Origin of the sequence: Clostridium sp. 29_15, from assembly GCF_001916075.1 — a bacterium.
In the GTDB taxonomy this organism is placed as follows: Bacteria; Bacillota; Clostridia; order Clostridiales; family Clostridiaceae; genus Clostridium; species Clostridium lentum.
Map to the genome: position 1 here is coordinate 1 of NZ_MNRT01000024.1, position 17,209 is coordinate 17,209.

Annotated in this window: 11 protein-coding genes, 1 tRNA gene and 1 pseudogene; 10 read left to right on the forward strand and 3 right to left on the reverse strand. The window is 27.4% G+C overall.

What is annotated here, in order from left to right; genetic code table 11:
* Positions 1–488: 488 nt before the first annotated feature.
* The 4 genes from pfkA (at position 489) to rlmD (ending at position 5,214) form a co-directional block, all read left to right on the forward strand.
* Positions 489–1,448, forward strand: coding sequence for a 6-phosphofructokinase (gene pfkA / locus BHW04_RS04845; RefSeq protein WP_186834507.1), 960 nt, complete (start codon positions 489–491; stop codon positions 1,446–1,448).
* Between the two features lie 61 nt (positions 1,449–1,509).
* Positions 1,510–2,922, forward strand: coding sequence for a pyruvate kinase (gene pyk / locus BHW04_RS04850; RefSeq protein ID WP_302699088.1), 1,413 nt, complete (start codon positions 1,510–1,512; stop codon positions 2,920–2,922).
* Between the two features lie 438 nt (positions 2,923–3,360).
* Positions 3,361–3,708, forward strand: coding sequence for a DUF1540 domain-containing protein (locus BHW04_RS04855; RefSeq protein ID WP_302699089.1), 348 nt, complete (start codon positions 3,361–3,363; stop codon positions 3,706–3,708).
* 126 nt (positions 3,709–3,834) lie between these two features.
* Complete coding sequence (gene rlmD / locus BHW04_RS04860) at positions 3,835–5,214, forward strand: 23S rRNA (uracil(1939)-C(5))-methyltransferase RlmD (protein ID WP_302699090.1); 1,380 nt, start codon at positions 3,835–3,837, stop codon at positions 5,212–5,214.
* A gap of 40 nt (positions 5,215–5,254) precedes the next feature.
* Here rlmD and BHW04_RS04865 read toward each other — a convergent pair.
* Both BHW04_RS04865 and BHW04_RS04870 read right to left on the reverse strand, forming a co-directional pair.
* Positions 5,255–5,431: pseudogene (locus BHW04_RS04865) on the reverse strand (IS3 family transposase); the annotation flags it as partial.
* A 270-nt stretch (positions 5,432–5,701) separates the two neighbouring features.
* On the reverse strand, positions 5,702–6,397 hold the full coding sequence (locus BHW04_RS04870) for a GntR family transcriptional regulator (protein ID WP_302699091.1): 696 nt from the start codon (positions 6,395–6,397) through the stop codon (positions 5,702–5,704).
* Between the two features lie 172 nt (positions 6,398–6,569).
* On the opposite strand from BHW04_RS04870, the gene BHW04_RS04875 reads away from it, so the two are divergent.
* The 6 genes from BHW04_RS04875 to mprF all read left to right on the forward strand — a co-directional run bounded on the left by BHW04_RS04875 (position 6,570) and on the right by mprF (position 15,053).
* Positions 6,570–8,477, forward strand: a complete 1,908-nt coding sequence (locus BHW04_RS04875; RefSeq protein WP_302699092.1) for a beta-glucoside-specific PTS transporter subunit IIABC — start codon at positions 6,570–6,572, stop codon at positions 8,475–8,477.
* Positions 8,478–8,514: 37 nt separating this feature from the next.
* Positions 8,515–9,954, forward strand: coding sequence for a 6-phospho-beta-glucosidase (locus BHW04_RS04880; protein ID WP_302699093.1), 1,440 nt, complete (start codon positions 8,515–8,517; stop codon positions 9,952–9,954).
* Between the two features lie 189 nt (positions 9,955–10,143).
* Positions 10,144–10,219 (forward strand) — tRNA-Lys (locus BHW04_RS04885).
* A gap of 95 nt (positions 10,220–10,314) precedes the next feature.
* Entirely contained in the window at positions 10,315–11,244 is a 930-nt protein-coding gene (locus tag BHW04_RS04890; RefSeq protein ID WP_302699094.1) for an alpha/beta hydrolase, read from the forward strand.
* Positions 11,245–11,314: 70 nt separating this feature from the next.
* Positions 11,315–12,439, forward strand: a complete 1,125-nt coding sequence (locus BHW04_RS04895) for an AI-2E family transporter (RefSeq protein WP_186834354.1) — start codon at positions 11,315–11,317, stop codon at positions 12,437–12,439.
* Positions 12,440–12,461: 22 nt separating this feature from the next.
* Positions 12,462–15,053 carry a bifunctional lysylphosphatidylglycerol flippase/synthetase MprF gene (gene mprF, locus BHW04_RS04900; RefSeq protein ID WP_302699095.1) on the forward strand — a complete coding sequence of 864 codons (2,592 nt, stop codon included), beginning with the start codon at positions 12,462–12,464 and terminating at the stop codon, positions 15,051–15,053.
* A gap of 51 nt (positions 15,054–15,104) precedes the next feature.
* Here mprF and BHW04_RS04905 read toward each other — a convergent pair whose 3' ends face one another.
* Positions 15,105–17,165, reverse strand: coding sequence for an LTA synthase family protein (locus tag BHW04_RS04905; RefSeq protein ID WP_302699096.1), 2,061 nt, complete (start codon positions 17,163–17,165; stop codon positions 15,105–15,107).
* Positions 17,166–17,209: the final 44 nt, after the last annotated feature.

Sequence of the window (17,209 nt, forward strand, 5' to 3'; positions counted from 1 at the left end):
AGGAAAAATATAGCATAGAACCGATGTTAGTTCTATGCCTTTTAGAATACTTAAAATTAAATTCCCGAAGGGAGCGTGGCGAAAGCCACTTTTTTATTTATAAGAAATAACAAAAATTACAAAAGGTTTTTGTAAACAAATACAGTAGAAAATAGTAAAAAATATAAAAAATAATTTTTAAGTAATTATTTTAGTTTTAATTATTTAAAATAACTTTGTTAATTATATTAATAAAGTCTTGTTTTTCAAGGCTTTCAAAATAAAAAAGCAATTTTAAAAACATTATATATTTTAATTTATTATAGGACACAATATAAAATGAACATATAAAAATCTACAATATAGTTGCTAAATTTAGTTGCAATGAAAGCACTTTAACAGTAAAATAAAAAATGGTAGGAAAAAGTTTAAAGAGTCAGAAATTTTAAAGATTTCAGAGGATGTGGGACATGCAGAGTCCATAGTGGTATCAAGGAGGAATGATTATGATAAAAAAAATAGCTGTTTTAACTAGTGGAGGAGATGCTCCGGGGATGAATGCTGCTATTAGAGCTGTAGTTAGAACTGCATTACATCATAACATTGAGGTAATGGGAGTACACAGAGGTTATAGTGGATTGTTAAATGGAGAAATGTTTCCAATGAATAGATCATCTGTTTCAGATATTATTCAAAGAGGTGGAACAATTTTAAGAACAGCAAGATGTGAAGAATTTAAAAAAGAAGAGGTTAGAAAAGAAGCAGTAAAAATACTTCAAGATAATGGAGTAGATGCACTAGTGGTTATTGGTGGAGATGGTTCATTCACAGGAGCTAAATTATTATCAAAATTAGGTGTTAAAACAATAGGTTTACCAGGAACTATTGATAATGATTTAAGCTACACTGATTATACTATTGGATTTGATACAGCTTTAAACACTGTAACAGATGCTGTTGATAAAATAAGAGATACATCAACTTCTCATGAAAGAGTTTCTATAGTGGAAGTTATGGGAAGAAATTGTGGTGATATAGCTCTTTACGCAGGAATTGCATGTGGAGCAGAATATATAATAACTCCAGAAAAGGGATATGATAAAAAAGAATTATGTGATATTATATTAGATGGCAAGAAAAAGGGAAAAATGCATAATTTAATATTACTTGCTGAAGGTGTTGGAGGAGCTAGTGAACTAGCTAAATTTATCGAAAACGAAACAAAAATAGAAACAAGAGCAACGGTATTAGGCCATGTTCAAAGAGGAGGAAGTCCAAGTGCTTTTGATAGAGTTTTAGCTTCAAGAATGGGTTCAAAAGCTATTGAATTATTATTAGAAGGAAAAACTTCAAGAGTAGTTGGTATAAGAAAGAACGAAATTTATGATGTAGATATTGATGAAGCATTAGCACTAGATAGAACTTTTGATAATAAGTTATTTTCAATATCAGCTGAAATAAATAGTTAGTCATGTTATCTAAAATTATATATATAAATTAAGATACTAAACATAAAGGAGTGTTATTTACATGAGAAAGACTAAAATAATTTGTACAATAGGGCCAGCGAGTGAAAAGAGAGAAATATTATCTCAAATCATAGAAGCAGGAATGAATGTTTCTAGACATAACTTCTCTCATGGTGATCATGCAGAACATGCAGAGAGAATAAACTTAGTAAAAGAATTAGCTAAAGAACATAATAAAGAAATAGCTGTTATGTTAGATACTAAGGGACCAGAAATAAGAACTGGTAAATTTGAGCCTAAAAAAGTTGAGTTACAAGCTGGAGCTAAGTTTACAGTTCACGCAGGTGGAGATGTAATTGGAAATACTGAGGAATGTTCAGTAACTTATGCTGGTTTAGCTAGTGATGTTAAAGCAGGAGATACTATTTTAATAGATGATGGTTTAGTGGGTTTAACTGTTGAATCAATTGAAGGAAACAAAATCCACTGTACAGTTCAAAATACTGGATTTGTTGCAACTCATAAAGGAGTTAACGTTCCAGGAGTTTCAATAAAATTACCAGCTTTAACTGAAAAAGATATAGCTGACTTAAAATTTGGTTGTGAAATTGGAGTTAACGCTGTTGCAGCTTCATTTATAAGAAAAGCTTCAGACGTTGAAACAATAAGACAAATATTAAATGAAAATGGTGGAGAAGACATCAAGATAATTTCTAAGATAGAAAACCAAGAAGGTGTTGACAACATAGATGCTATATTAGAAGCATCAGACGGATTAATGGTAGCAAGAGGGGATTTAGGAGTTGAAATTCCATTTGAAAAATTACCAGCTGTTCAAAAAATGATGATAGAAAAATGTAATGCTGCTGGAAAGCCAGTTGTTACAGCTACTCAAATGTTAGATTCTATGATGAGAAACCCAAGACCAACAAGAGCAGAAGTTTCAGACGTTGCTAATGCTATCTATGATGGTACAGATGCAATCATGTTATCTGGAGAATCAGCTAACGGAGATTGGCCAGTAGAATCAGTTCAAACTATGGCTAGAATAGCTGAAGAAACTGAAAAGAAATTAAGCTATGAAACAGCTGTTTCAAGAGCTAAAAACCATACTCCAGCAGTTTCAGGAGTTATTTCAAGAGCTGCATGTAATGCTGCTAATGAATTAAAAGCTGCTGCAATAGTTACTTCAACTAAGAGTGGAGCTACTGCTAGAAGAATTTCTCAATGCAGACCAGACTGTCCAATAGTTGCAGTTACACCTAACGAAAAAGTAGCTAAGGGATTAGCATTTAGCTTTGGAGTATATTCAATGGTTACACCTACTGCTTCAAACACAGATGAAGTTGTAGCTAATGCTATAGAAGCTGCTAAGAGCAGTGGATTTGTTACTGCTGGTGAAACAGTAGTAGTTGCTGCTGGATTAGATACAGTAGGTTCAACTAATCTTTTAAAGGTTACAGAAGTTAAATAGTAAAAATAACACTCTATAAAGAGGTACCATAAGGTACTTCTTTTTTTACAGGAAATAAAAAATAATGAAGAATGAATTAAGAAATTTTTTTTATAATTAATTTATTACTTATAATTAATAATTAAATAGAGTATACTATTTAATAAAAATGAATAAAATTATGCAACATAAAAGTTAAATGCCTTAAAAAATGAATTAAATATTGCAAAAAAGTATAAAAAACATAAAATTTAACAAAAAGTTAACAAATTAAATCTAATATATAGGTTATAATGAATAGTATGATTAAAAGATGGCAATCGTTTTAAATCATGGCAACTTATTAACCAATTTGCACCGTAAGGTGCTCTTTTTTTATTTAAAAATAAAATACTGTATAAAGTTTATTAAAAATGAAAATAACTAATAAATATAATGAAATATTTAGGAGGTATTTTTATGACAACTTTAAATTGCTGTTCAACTAATTGTGTCAATAATAAACATGGTACATGCAAAGCTCATGAAATAAATGTGAATGGACAAGATGCCCATTTTGCCAGTGATACAGAATGTAATGGATTTAATGATAGTAAGTTTAGAAGTGCATTGAATATGTTTGATAATATGAATATATTAAGCCGTTTGCAAGATTATACAGCAAATACACCAATAACATCAGTTCATTGTACTGCCAATAACTGTTTCTACAATAAGTATGGACAATGTAGTGCAGAACATTTAAGTTTTAAAAATAATGATTTAAAAAATAAGATAAATTGTGATACATTTATAGAAGCATATTAATATAAAAAGCTGATTTCTTTTCATTAAGAAATCAGCTTTTTATATTAAAGATTATTTATAACATTAATGACATAGTATATAATAGATTTTAAAGCGGAAGAAATATATGATTGACAGGTGATAAATTTGGTAGAAAAGAATAAAGAATATATATTAGATGTAGTAGCTCAAGGATATGAGGGAGAAGGAATCGCCAAGATAGATAATACTTTTCCTGTATTCGTTGAAGGAGCATTAGTAGGGGAAAAAGTAAAGGTTAAAATAGTAAAATCAAAGAAAAGTTTTGCTTATGGAAAGCTTATAGAAATTGTGGAGGAATCAAAAGAAAGATGTACTTCTGAGTGTGGAATATATAAGAAGTGTGGTGGTTGTAAGTTACAACATAGTACATATAAAGAACAATTAAAGTTTAAACATGAAAGAGTAAAAGATTGTATCAGTAAGATAGGTAAGTTAGATGAAAGTTTAGTAAAGTTTCCTTTAGGCATGGAACAACCTTGGAGATATAGAAATAAGGTTCAATTACCTATAGGATTAGTTAATGGAGAACTAAAAATAGGGTTCTTTGCTCCAAGAAGTCATGAAATAATTGATATGGAAAGTTGTTTAATACAAGATGAAATTGCTGATAAAGTAGTTGAATTGACTAGAAGCTGGATTATAAAAAATAATATTAAGCCCTATAATATAGATGGACAATATGATGAAAGCGGTATATTAAGACATATTATGATAAGAAGAGGATTTACTACTAATGAAGTTATGGTTGTAATAGTAACTAATGGTAGAGACCTTCCACATAAAGAAGAATTTATCCATTTAATGGTTAATAATATACATGGAATCAAAAGTATTATTCAAAATATAAATTCTAAGCCAACTAATGTAATATTAGGATTAGAATCTAAAACTCTTTGGGGAAGTGATACTATATGTGATTATATAGGAGAGTTTAAGTACAATATATCACCATTATCATTCTTCCAAGTTAATCCTATCCAAACAGAAGTATTATATGGAAAGACTTTAGAATATGCAGATTTAAGTGGAAATGAAACAGTATTTGACGCTTATTGTGGGACAGGAAGCATTACATTATTTTTATCACAGAAAGCAAAAGAAGTTTATGGAGTAGAAATTATTCCACAAGCAATTGAAAATGCAAAGATAAATGCTGTGGAAAACAATGTGGATAATGCACATTTCTATGTAGGTGAATCAGAAGTAGTTATACCTGATTTAATTAGTAAAGGTATTAAAGCTGATGTAGTTGTAGTGGATCCACCAAGAAAAGGCTGTGATAAAAAGTTATTAGATGCAATAACAAATATAGATGCTAAAAGAATAGTATATGTAAGTTGTGATCCAAGTACATTAGCTAGAGATTTAGCTATTTTGGAGGAAAATGGTTATAAAACAGTGGAAATACAGCCAGTAGATATGTTTCCTCATACAGTACACGTCGAGACGGTTGTTTTGATGTCAAAGGTGAACCATAACAAGTAAATATAGTGTAAAAATCAAAGGACTTTCTCAAAGACTATCGTTAAAATATGTATGAAGTCTTACGGAAAGTCCTTTTTCTGTTATACCAACCTTCAATATATTTAAATATAGCTATATTGGCTTCTTCGAAGGTGCGATATGTATTTTTATAGATTTCTTCCTTATTTATTGAAGAATGGAAAGATTCTATACAAGCATTGTCATAAGGACAACCTTTTTACTAAATGATTGTATAATATTAAACTCTTTACATATTTTCTTAACTAAATATTATTTTAACTTAGTTTGTCTTAATGTGTCCACTAATTTATACTAACACCATTTTTATTTTTAAAAAATATTTATCTATATTATAAAATATGCCTTAAATTTTATAAAAGTATAGAAAAGGAGCTATTGCTAACGGATTTTTTATCCGCTATTGCGATAGCCCATTTTTTTATAGAATGAGATTTTTATAGTTAAAATCATAAGTTTTTTATATAAATTAAGATTGAAGGAAGAAACGAGTATTTTTATAATTATAAACTAATTTTGAAACATTAAAGCAAACACCAGAAGATAAATATATTTGTTCTAGCACAATCATTGCTGGATCATTAGGTGCCAAGTTTAATAAATTAGCTAGGTTATTATCTAATTTTTCTAAATGTAAGTATCTGTCGGAAAAGCCTAAATTTAAATTTAAAGCTGTTTGTAAATATTCAAAGATTGAGCCTGTTGCAATTTCTTTATTAAGGTATGGAACTATACTTTTTTTATAATAAGCTTCCTCATAACACATTATTTCATCATCTATATATCTTAATCTTTTAATTAGATAAATATCATCATTAACATCACACTCTATTAATTCTGCAATTTCTTTATTAGCTTTAATAAGGTTAAAATCTAAAACTTTTGATGTTATATTAAACTCTTTTAAACTAGTAGTAAATCCTTGTGTAAAATTCAAGTTTATATAACCAGTACGATTTCTTTTTCTAACAAAAATTCCACTTCCCTGAAGTTGATATACAATTTTTCTAGATACTAAAGATTCTATAGCTTTAACAATAGTACTTTTACTTACGTTATACTTAGACGCAAGTGATTCTACAGTAGGTAATTTAGTGCCTTGTGGAAAATTGTTACTATAAATATCATTTTCTATTTCTTTTGCGATTATTTGGTATTTTAGCATTTTTACTCCCTTTATTACGTCAACATATTTATGAATTAAGTATAGCATAAAGAAAAGATGAAATAAAATTAAGAAAATGTTTTCATAAAAATATTGACAAATTATACTGGTATAATTATAATTTAATCATACAATTTAATTGTGAAGTGATAAAAATAATGGAGGAATAGATATGGCAAATTCAGTTCGTGATTATGAGAAGTTAGCAGTAGATATAATAGATGCTGTTGGTGGAAAAAATAATATTATAAAAGCGTCAAGATGTGCAACAAGACTTAGATTAGTTTTAAAAGAAACAACTAATGAAGCAAAAGAAAACGTTTCAAATCTTACGGGAGTAATAACAGTAGTTGAAAGTGGAGGACAATTCCAAGTTGTTATTGGAACTCATGTAGGAAAGGTCTTTGATAAAGTAGCAAGTGAGCTTAACTTAGATAGTAATGCTATAGAAGATGCACCAAAGGCTAGTGTTTTAAATAGAATAATTGCAACAATGTCAGCAGTATTTGCACCATTTATTTATATATTAGCTGCAGCTGGTATATTACAAGGGTGTTTAATATTAATTAATATGGTTAACCCAAGTTTTTCTAGTACAGGTACTTATGAAGTATTAAGTTTTATGTCATGGGCACCATTTACGTTTTTACCAATATTCATAGCTATAACAGCATCTAAACATTTTAAATGTAATACCTTTATTGCAGTAGCATGTTGTGCAGCTTTAGTAAGTCCAACTTGGGCAGAAATAGCATCAAGAATAGCAGATGGGGAGAGTATTAAGTTTTTAGGAATTAGTTTAGCAGAAACAACGTATACATCATCAGTTTTACCTCCATTATTTTTAGTATGGATATTATCTTATGTTGAAAAGTTTGTAGATAAGAGATTACCAGATGTGGTTAAGGCATTATTTACACCATTTATATGTATGCTTGTGATGGTTCCACTTACTATATTAGCAATAGGACCATTATCAGATTCATTAGCTACAGGAATAGCAAATGGATATAATGCTTTATATAATTTTGCACCAGCAGTTGCAGCAGCAGTTATTGGTGGCTTATGGCAAATTGTTGTTATTTTTGGAGTTCATTGGGGAGTTACACCAATGTGTTTAGCAAATTATGATTTATATGGTATGGATACATTCCAAGCATTCCAAACAATGGCAGTTATAGCTCAAGCAGGAGCAGTTTTAGGAGTATTTATAAAAGCTAGAAATAAGAAAACTAAGAATATGGCTTTATCAGCTGGTATTACAGGAATATTTGGTATAACTGAACCAGCAATATATGGTGTAAATTTAAGATTTAAGAAACCGTTTATATGTGGATGTATTGCAGGTGCAATTGGTGCAGTAGTAGGATCGTTCTTTAACATAGCTTATTATGCATATGCAGGTCTTCCAGGACTTTTAACAGTTGTAAATGCTATTACTCCAAATAATTCAAAATCTATTATAGGGATGTTAATAGGAGCAGCTATATCATTCTTTGGAGCAATTATACTTGTTCAAGTAATTGGTTTTGGTGAAAAAGAAACTGAGGAAAAGAATGAAAACAATGATGTAAATGTTAATGAAGGTCAGCCAATTTTAAATATGGGGATTAAAGAAATAAAAAGTCCTATATCTGGAAAAGTAATAGAGTTAGAAAAAGTAAATGACCCAGTATTTTCTTCAGGAGCAATGGGAAAAGGTGTAGCAATTGAACCTATTGATAATAAGGTATATGCTCCTTTTGATGGAGTAATAGAATTTATAGCTGACACTAAACATGCAATTGGATTACTTTCAGATGATGGAGTAGAAGTGTTAATACATGTTGGTATGGATACTGTAAAGATGAATGGTAAAGGATTCGATGTTAAAACAAAGGTAAATTCAAAGGTAAAAGCAGGAGATTTATTATTAGAGTTTGATAAGAGTGTTATAGAGAAAGAAGGATACTCTTTAATTACGCCAATAGTAATAACTAATGCTGACAATTATGAAGATAAGCAATTAAATATAAATAAAGAAGTTGAAAGTGGAAATACAATAATTAATCTAAAAGAATTAAGCATACAATCACAGTAAAAAATCAAGCAAAATATACTAGATAAGGAGAATAATTATGAATAAGTTACCAAATGACTTTTTATGGGGAGGGGCTTTTGCAGCTCATCAATTTGAAGGAGGATGGAATGCTGGAGGAAAAGGCCCAAGTGTTGTTGATGTAATGACAGCAGGAGCTCATGGGGTTCCAAGAAGAATAACAGAAACAATAATGGAAGATACATTTTATCCAAATCATGAAGCAATAGATTTTTATGGAAGATACAAGGAAGATATAGCACTGCTTGCTGGAATGGGACTTAAGTGTTTAAGAACATCAATAGCATGGACAAGAATATTTCCAAAGGGTGATGAATTAGAACCAAATGAAGAAGGTTTAAAATTTTATGATGATGTATTTGACGAGTTATTAAAGTATGGAATAGAGCCAGTTATTACTTTATCTCATTTTGAATTACCATTACATTTAGCAAGAGAATATGGTGGTTTCAGAAATAGAAAGCTTGTAGATTTCTTTGAAAGATTTGCAGAAGTTTGCTTTAAGAGATATAAGAGTAAAGTTAAGTATTGGATGACATTTAATGAAATAAATAATCAAATGGATACAAATAATCCACTATTCTTATGGACAAATTCTGGTGTAACATTAAAAGAAGGGGAAGATCCAAGGGAAGTTTTATATAAAGTAGCTCATAATGAGTTATTAGCAAGTGCTAAAGCTGTTATAAAAGGAAGAGAAATTAATCCAGATTTTAAAATTGGATGTATGGTATCTCATGTTCCAATATACCCATATTCTTGTAATCCAGAAGATATAATGGCAGCAGAAGAAGCTATGCGTGAAAGATTCTTTTTCCCGGATGTACATGTACGTGGACATTATCCAAGATATGCATTAAAAGAATTTGAGAGAAAAGGCTATGATATTGGTATGGAAGAAGGAGATTCTGAAATCCTTAAAAAAGGAACTGTAGACTATATTGGATTTAGTTATTATATGTCAAATGCAGTAAAAGCAGGTGTTTGTAATGCGGGAGAAGTTTCTGTAAATGGATCATTAGAAAATTCTGTTGAAAATCCATATATCAAAGCAAGTGATTGGGGATGGCCGATAGATCCAGTTGGATTAAGATACACTTTAAATAATTTTTACAATAGATATGAATTACCTTTATTTATTGTTGAAAATGGGTTTGGAGCTCATGATAAAGTTGAGGAAAATGGCGAAATACATGATTCATATCGTATAGAGTATTTAGCTAAACATATAGAGGAGATGGAAAAGGCTGTTAATTATGATGGCGTAGAATTAATGGGATACACTCCATGGGGAATAATAGACTTAGTATCATTTACTACAGGTGAAATGAAAAAAAGATATGGAATGATTTATGTAGATCGTGACAATGAAGGTAATGGAAGTATGAAAAGGTCTTGTAAGGATTCATACTATTGGTATAGAGATGTAATTAAGTCTAATGGAGCAAAGTTAAAATAAAAAATTATAAATAGGAATCACTTTGATATAAATCAATGTGGTTCCTTATTATATGATAATATTAATGATGGATTTAATAATTATTATCATAAGTCTATATAGAAACTGGAAGAATATTTTTTAAAATTTAAATTAAAAAAATATTGACAAAAAAAGTCGAAGATGATATTATAAGTTCATAAGGAATACGCGTCTTTAGCTCAGCAGATAGAGCACCTAGCTCTTTACTAGGGGGTCCGGGGTTCAAGTCCTTGAAGGCGCACCAAAGCAGAAGTTTTACTTCTGCTTTTTTTATTAACATACTAAATTTACAATGAAATTTATGATATTTTAAAATTAAACATATAGGAGGGATATTTTATGATAGAAATAAGTGAATATATTGAGATAAATGGTATAAACCAATATGTTCTTATAACAGGCAATGAAAATGGTCCATTAATGTTATTTCTACATGGAGGACCAGGAGTATCTCAAATAGGTTTTATAAGGAAATATCAAAGTAAATTAGAAAAAAAATTTCTTGTTGTAAATTGGGATCAAAGAGGTGCAGGAAAATCAAATATAAAAAAATTTTCAAGAAAAGAATTAACTATAGATAATATTATAAATGATGCTATTTCCTTAATAAAGATATTAAGAGAACGTTTTAAGAAAACTCATGTTTATTTAATAGGTCATTCTTTTGGAAGTTTAATAGGAATAATTTTAGCACAAAAAATCCCTCAATACATAAAGGTATATATATCAGTAGGACAAGTTGTTAATATAAATGAAGCCGATAAAGTTACTTATAAACTTTTATCACAAAAAATAAAAAAAGAAAACAATAAAAAAGGAATTAATATTTTAAAGAAAATAGGGAAACCACCATATGTAACAAAAGATAGTATTAGAAATTTAGATAAGTTAATAGAAAAATATAAGGGGGATATTTTTAAAATTAACAAATTATCATTTATATTAAATAGTATTTCATTTAAATATTACAGTATATTTGATTGGTTTAGGTTTTTAAGAGGAAGTGTTATTTCAAAAAAATACATGTATTCAGAAATGGCATCTATAAATTTGTTTAATTTATCGAATAAATTTGAAGTTCCAATATATTTTTGTTGCGGAGATAATGATTATCATACGCCAAGTAAAATTATAGAGGATTATTATAATTTTATAGATGCACCTAAAAAAGCTTTATATAAATTTAAAACATCAGCACATATGCCAAATGTAGAAGAAGAACTTTGCTTTTATAATATGTGTAAATCAATATACTTAGATAATGAATAAATTTATAGAGTCTAATTATTAGCTGTGAAATTATATAACTAAATAAAATAATTTTATATAAGGAGGTTAAATGAATAAAAAATATATTAAAGAAAATATTTTTATAGTAACATATGGATTGATATTATTTTTCATAATACATAATTTAAAGTTTGTATTAAAAACCATAGATAATTTAGTAGCAATTACTTTACCTGTTATATTTGGTATAGTTTTAGCATTTCTTTTAAATATACCAATGAGTTTTTTAGAAAGAAAGATTATTTTATTAATACAAAAATTAAAAGTAGATAAAAAAAGAGCTTTTAAAATAAGTAGAGCTATATCTTTATTATTAGTACTTTTAATATTTATTTGTGTAATTACATTTACCATAAATATAGTTATTCCTGAAATTATAAAGAGTTTTTATATTTTTATAGAAAAAGCTCCAGAGCAAATAAAAAATATACAGGGATTATTAATTAAAAATTATGATAATTATTTAATTGATAGTGTATTATCAAAAATTCAAGAAATAGATGGTGATATCTCTAAAATAATAAATAATCTTGTTCAGATTACTTTTTCTGGTGTTTTAAATATTACTTTAGGAATAACAAATATTTTAATTAATTTTATCTTAGGTTTAATAATATCCATATATATTTTGCTAGAAAAGGAAACTTTAAAATATCAATTAAAACTATTAATAAATACAGTTGCTACTGATAAATACAAAAGTAGTATTATTGAAATATTAAAATTAATTTATAGCAAATTCAAAAAGTACATTTTTGGTCAAGCTATTGATTCAGCTATATTGTTTATAATGATATTTATTAGTATGACTATTTTTAAAATTCCATATGCGATATTTATAAGTTTTATTCTTGCAATATGTGCAGCAGTACCAATTCTTGGTCCACTTATAGGAATTATAATAACAACAATTATTATGATTATAGCTGGATATAAAAATATTTTATTTTTTATTTTAATAGTTGTGTTAATGCAACAAATTGAAGGGAATATAATTTATCCAATAGTTGTAGGAAATTCAATAGGGCTTTCTTCACTATATATTGTTGTAGTAGTCATTGTTTTTTCGAGTCTATTTGGTATTTTTGGCGTAATAATAGGAGTTCCTTTATGTGGAGTGCTTTATGAAATTATATGCAAATATGTATATAAAAAAGACTTTATAGAAAAATAATTCAGTGAAGGGTTAAATAAAAATGAAAATAAATAAAAAATTATTTAGAATAATTCAAAGTATAGTTATAATAACAATATTCTTTATTGCTTTTAAAGAACTATATAAAATATTTATAGATATAGATATAAGTTTATTTAAAAAATATGCTGATAAATTAACAATTGTTAATTTATTAATAATTGCAGCATTAGGTGTAATTTCATATATTCCATTATCTTTTTATGATTTAGTAACTAGAAAAAGCATACCTATAGATTTACCAATAGGAAAAGTATATAAGTATTCTTGGATTGCCAGCTCAGTTTCAAGTATTGTTGGATTTGGTGGAAGTGCTGCAATTCTTATAAAAAATCACTTTTATAAAAATTATGTTAAAGATAAATCAGAATTAACAAAAGAAAATTTAAAAGTTGTAGGATTAAATTTAAGTGGATTTTCTTTAATATGTCTTATATATAGTATATGGTGTTTTTTCACTATTAAAGAATTTAATATAGTTTTTTATGCATCAATTTTATTTGGACTTTATATTGTAGGAGTTTTAGCTTTTAGTACATGTAAATGTATAAAAGATAAGAATAAAGAAGCATATTTAATTAATTTGAAGATAATGTCTATTTCGATTCTTGAATGGATAACAACTATTTTATTAATTTATGGATTAATAGTTATTTTAGGAATAAAAGTAACATTAGTTCAATTTGCGCCTGTATATATTAAAGCAATAATAATAGCTATTATTAGTATGGTACCAGGTGGTGCAGGAACATTTGATTTAACATTACTTGTAGGATTAAAGAAATTTAATGTTCAATCAGAACAAATATTATTATTACTTATACTATATAGGATAAGTTATTATATAGTTCCTTTATTAATAGGGGCAATATTATACATAACTGAATTATATAACAATACTAATTCAGAAATAAAAGAATTGATGTCAAGAATTAACTCTAAAATAGCAAGTACTATTTTAACATTAACAGTTTATATTACTGGAATACTTTTGATATTTTGGATAGAGATTGATATTAGTAAAGTAATTCATAGAAGTTCAATATTTAAAATTAATATATTGGATTTTGCTTTATATTTAAGTATTGTATTAGGATTTTTATTAGTAGTTTTAGCATCAATTTTAAATACTAGAACTAAAAAAGTATATTATATTTTAGTAACAAGCTTTGCGTTAATAACATTATTAACAATGACAGTTATAAAAAGTTTTACTAGCTATTTAGTGGTAATCATTGGATGGTTATTAATTATTTTAAGTAAAAATAGGTTTTATAAAAAAGGGTTTATATATACATGGAAAAGTGCTATGAAAAGTATATGCTCAGTTTTAATTTTATTTACTATAAGCTTAATTGTTAATTCACCTTCTTATTCACAGCTTAATTCATTAGATATTAATTCATTAGATATTAATTCAATAAATATTAATTTTAATTCAGAAGAATTTAATTCAGAAGAATTTGATTTATCAAAGATTGATATTGAAGAATCAAAAGCATATGTAGAAAGAATAATAATTTCAATATTTTTAGGTGTAATAATTTCAATATCATTAGTTATAATTTTACTTAATATAAATAGATTTAATAAATTCCCTAAGGAAAAATTAAATAAAGAAAAAATTAAAGAGATAATTTCAAAGCATGGTGGATCAAGTTTAGCTCATTATGTTTTTGTTGGAGATAAATATGTGTATATAAATGATACAGAAGATGTATTTTTCCAATATCAAATTATAAGCGATAAAATAGTTATTTTAGGAAACCCTATAGGAAATGAAAATTCGTTCTTTAATGCTACTAGAGAATTTTATGATTTAGCAGATTTGTATGGATACACATTAGTGTTTACTGGAGTAGATATAAATATATTCCCAGAGCTTCATGATATGGGATATGATTTTATGAAACTTGGTCAAGAAGCAATTGTAAAATTAGAGGATTTCTCATTAGCAGGAAATAAAAATAAGAGTAAAAGACAAGCTGTATCTAGAATTGATAAAGCAGGATATACTTTTTCTATAGAAGAACCTCCATTTACAGATGAGTTATTTAAAGAATTAAAGGATGTTTCTGATGAATGGTTAAATGGTAAAAAAGAGAAAGGGTTCTGTGTAGGTTATTTTGATAGGGAATATATTGAAATGGACAAAATAGCTATAGTTAGAAATGCTGAAGGAGAAATTAAAGCATTTGCAACAATTATGCCTATGTATGATAATAAAACTCTATCAGTGGATCTTATGAGATTTAAAGATATACAATTAAATGGAATAATGGATTTTATATTTGTAAACTTATTTGAATATAGTAAAGAAAATGGATATGAATTCTTTAATTTAGGGTTAGTTCCATTAGCTGAAGTAGGAGAAAGTAAGTATTCATTTATAAGGGAAAAAATAGCATATCAAATATTTATTAATGGAAACTTTATTTATTCTTTTAAGGGATTAAAGAAGTTTAAAGATAAATATGCAAGTGATTGGAATGAAAAGTATATAGCTTATAAGAAAGAAAGTTCACTAGTAATTACATGTATTCAAATATTAAAACTTTTATCTCAAGAAAAAGATACTAGTGATAAAAATTAATTTAGATATTATAAATAAAAACTCTCGGTTATTAAGCCGGGAGTTTTTATTTTACTGTATTATAGTTTTCTCAAGAGAAAGTATTTCACTGTTTTCATTTAAAACATCACCATAAATATATGGTTCAGATTTACTTAAAGTAAAGTTGGTAATAGTAACTTGATCTACCCTTATAGAATCTGAATCACTTAGCTTTGTATCATCAAGCATTAGATAATTTGGAGATATAAAGGTAGTTGATTTTTCATGACCATTTATAGCAATTCTACTGAATGTAGTAAAGTTTTCTCCTTCTACAAATACTTGACCATCTTGTTCATACACATTAGATATTGTTATTGGGACAACTCCCATTTGTAATTTAGTTCTTTCAAATGGATTAATTCCACCATAGATATATTGATTACCATAAAGCATATCATATTGAAGAAGCTTTAAGTTACGTTGATAATCTTCATCTTCTGAATGATTTTGATGGAAGTTTATTAAAGTTCCAGCAGTTAGATGAAGTCTATCAAGAGTGTATGAAGTTAATTGATAAGCATATAAGTTCTTATCTTCCTTAGGTAAGTTAAAATTAGACCACATTACATAAGGAGTTTCGAAGTTATTATTATAAGTAAGGTCCTCATTTTCAATACCTAAGCTTGGTAAGTGATCACCATACATAACTAACACTATATCTTCATCATAGTTAGATAATGATTGGATTAATTCACCAATAAAGTTATCCATTTCATGAATTTCATTAGTATAATATTCATATGCATAACGAGTTCCTTCGTCTTCAATGCCACCAACAGTTATTGCTGGGTTTTCAAGAACTTTATGTTCAGGATAATCACCGTGACCTTGAACAGAAATAGTATAAACATAATCTTGTTGATCCACAGTAGAATCTAGTGCTTTGATTATTTCTTCAGTAAGGACTCTATCTTTTGCCCAGCCTAAAGGTGTATATTCAAGGTTGTTCATATATTCAATAGATGTAAAAGTGTCGAAACCTAATCTTGAAAATACTCTATGTCTTGTATAAAAGGTACCTTTATTATTATGGATTGCATGAGAACTATATCCTAAATCTTTTAAAGAGTAAGCAGCACTTTCAACTGTCTTTTCCTTTAAGATTGATTTATAAGGATATTCTCCCGGTCCAAAGTAATCTAAGCTCATTCCTGAAATAATTTCAAATTCAGTGTTAGCAGTACCGGCTCCAATAGATGGAACTTCTACTAATCCAGAAGAATAATTTTTAGATAAGCTTCTGAAATTAGGAATTGGATCTTGTGAGAAAGTTACTCCTTCAACTTGTGTAATATCGAAGAATGACTCTAATTGCAAGAAGATAATATTTGGAGTTCCATATTGTTCATTTGCTAGAGAGCTTGTACTAGCTAATACAGATATGTTATCTTCATCGGCACCAACTTGTGTATCTTTTGTAAAGATACTATTGATTGTTTCTTCAGAGTAATTAGTAGGTTTATCTATTCCTGTATTTAATAATGTATTACCAAAGCAATAAGGGAATCCATAATCTAAATAAGCAAAAGCTATATTTCCAAAGTAATCGGTAATAATATTAGCTTTTAAAGCAATCTTTGTTACTCCAAAAAAAGAAAAGAATAGTAATAAGAATGCTGGAATGTTTCTGCTATATTTAATTTTGCCTTGGTATTTTGGTGCAAATATAAAGAATAAAACAAGACCAATTAAGGCAAGTATTAATCCACCACAAATTAAAATTAATTGGAAATTATTAAAATAAGTATGCAACAATGAAAAAGCATTTTTTATCATTGTAAAATCAACTGCTGTAAAAGGGGTAACTCTACTACTTAAAATAATACCGTTAGTTATTCCGAATCCAAGCCAAATAGTACAAATTACTGCATAAACAAAAACACGTCTTTTAAATAAGAATATAAGTGCTAATGATATACAGATAATGAAAGAGTTATATAAGAACACAAGTGGACTTTTTGTCATATATTTAAAGCCTTCTACCAATGACCTTCTACTAAAAAACTCTATTGCTAAGTTTAAAAACATTGATGTTAATATACAAATAAAAATAGGGTTTTTAAAAGGATTTTTTTTAAAAACTTTCATTTTTACCTCCCATAAATTATATACAAAATATTATATTTGTTAAA

Coding starts and splice junctions, on each gene's coding strand:
- BHW04_RS04875 (WP_302699092.1), top strand. CDS start 6,570: ATGGCAAATTCAGTTCGTGATTATGAGAAGTTAGCAGTAGATATAATA.
- BHW04_RS04855 (WP_302699089.1), top strand. CDS start 3,361: ATGACAACTTTAAATTGCTGTTCAACTAATTGTGTCAATAATAAACAT.
- pyk (WP_302699088.1), top strand. CDS start 1,510: ATGAGAAAGACTAAAATAATTTGTACAATAGGGCCAGCGAGTGAAAAG.
- BHW04_RS04895 (WP_186834354.1), top strand. CDS start 11,315: ATGAATAAAAAATATATTAAAGAAAATATTTTTATAGTAACATATGGA.
- BHW04_RS04880 (WP_302699093.1), top strand. CDS start 8,515: ATGAATAAGTTACCAAATGACTTTTTATGGGGAGGGGCTTTTGCAGCT.
- BHW04_RS04905 (WP_302699096.1), bottom strand. CDS start 17,165: ATGAAAGTTTTTAAAAAAAATCCTTTTAAAAACCCTATTTTTATTTGT.
- mprF (WP_302699095.1), top strand. CDS start 12,462: ATGAAAATAAATAAAAAATTATTTAGAATAATTCAAAGTATAGTTATA.
- BHW04_RS04890 (WP_302699094.1), top strand. CDS start 10,315: ATGATAGAAATAAGTGAATATATTGAGATAAATGGTATAAACCAATAT.
- BHW04_RS04870 (WP_302699091.1), bottom strand. CDS start 6,397: ATGCTAAAATACCAAATAATCGCAAAAGAAATAGAAAATGATATTTAT.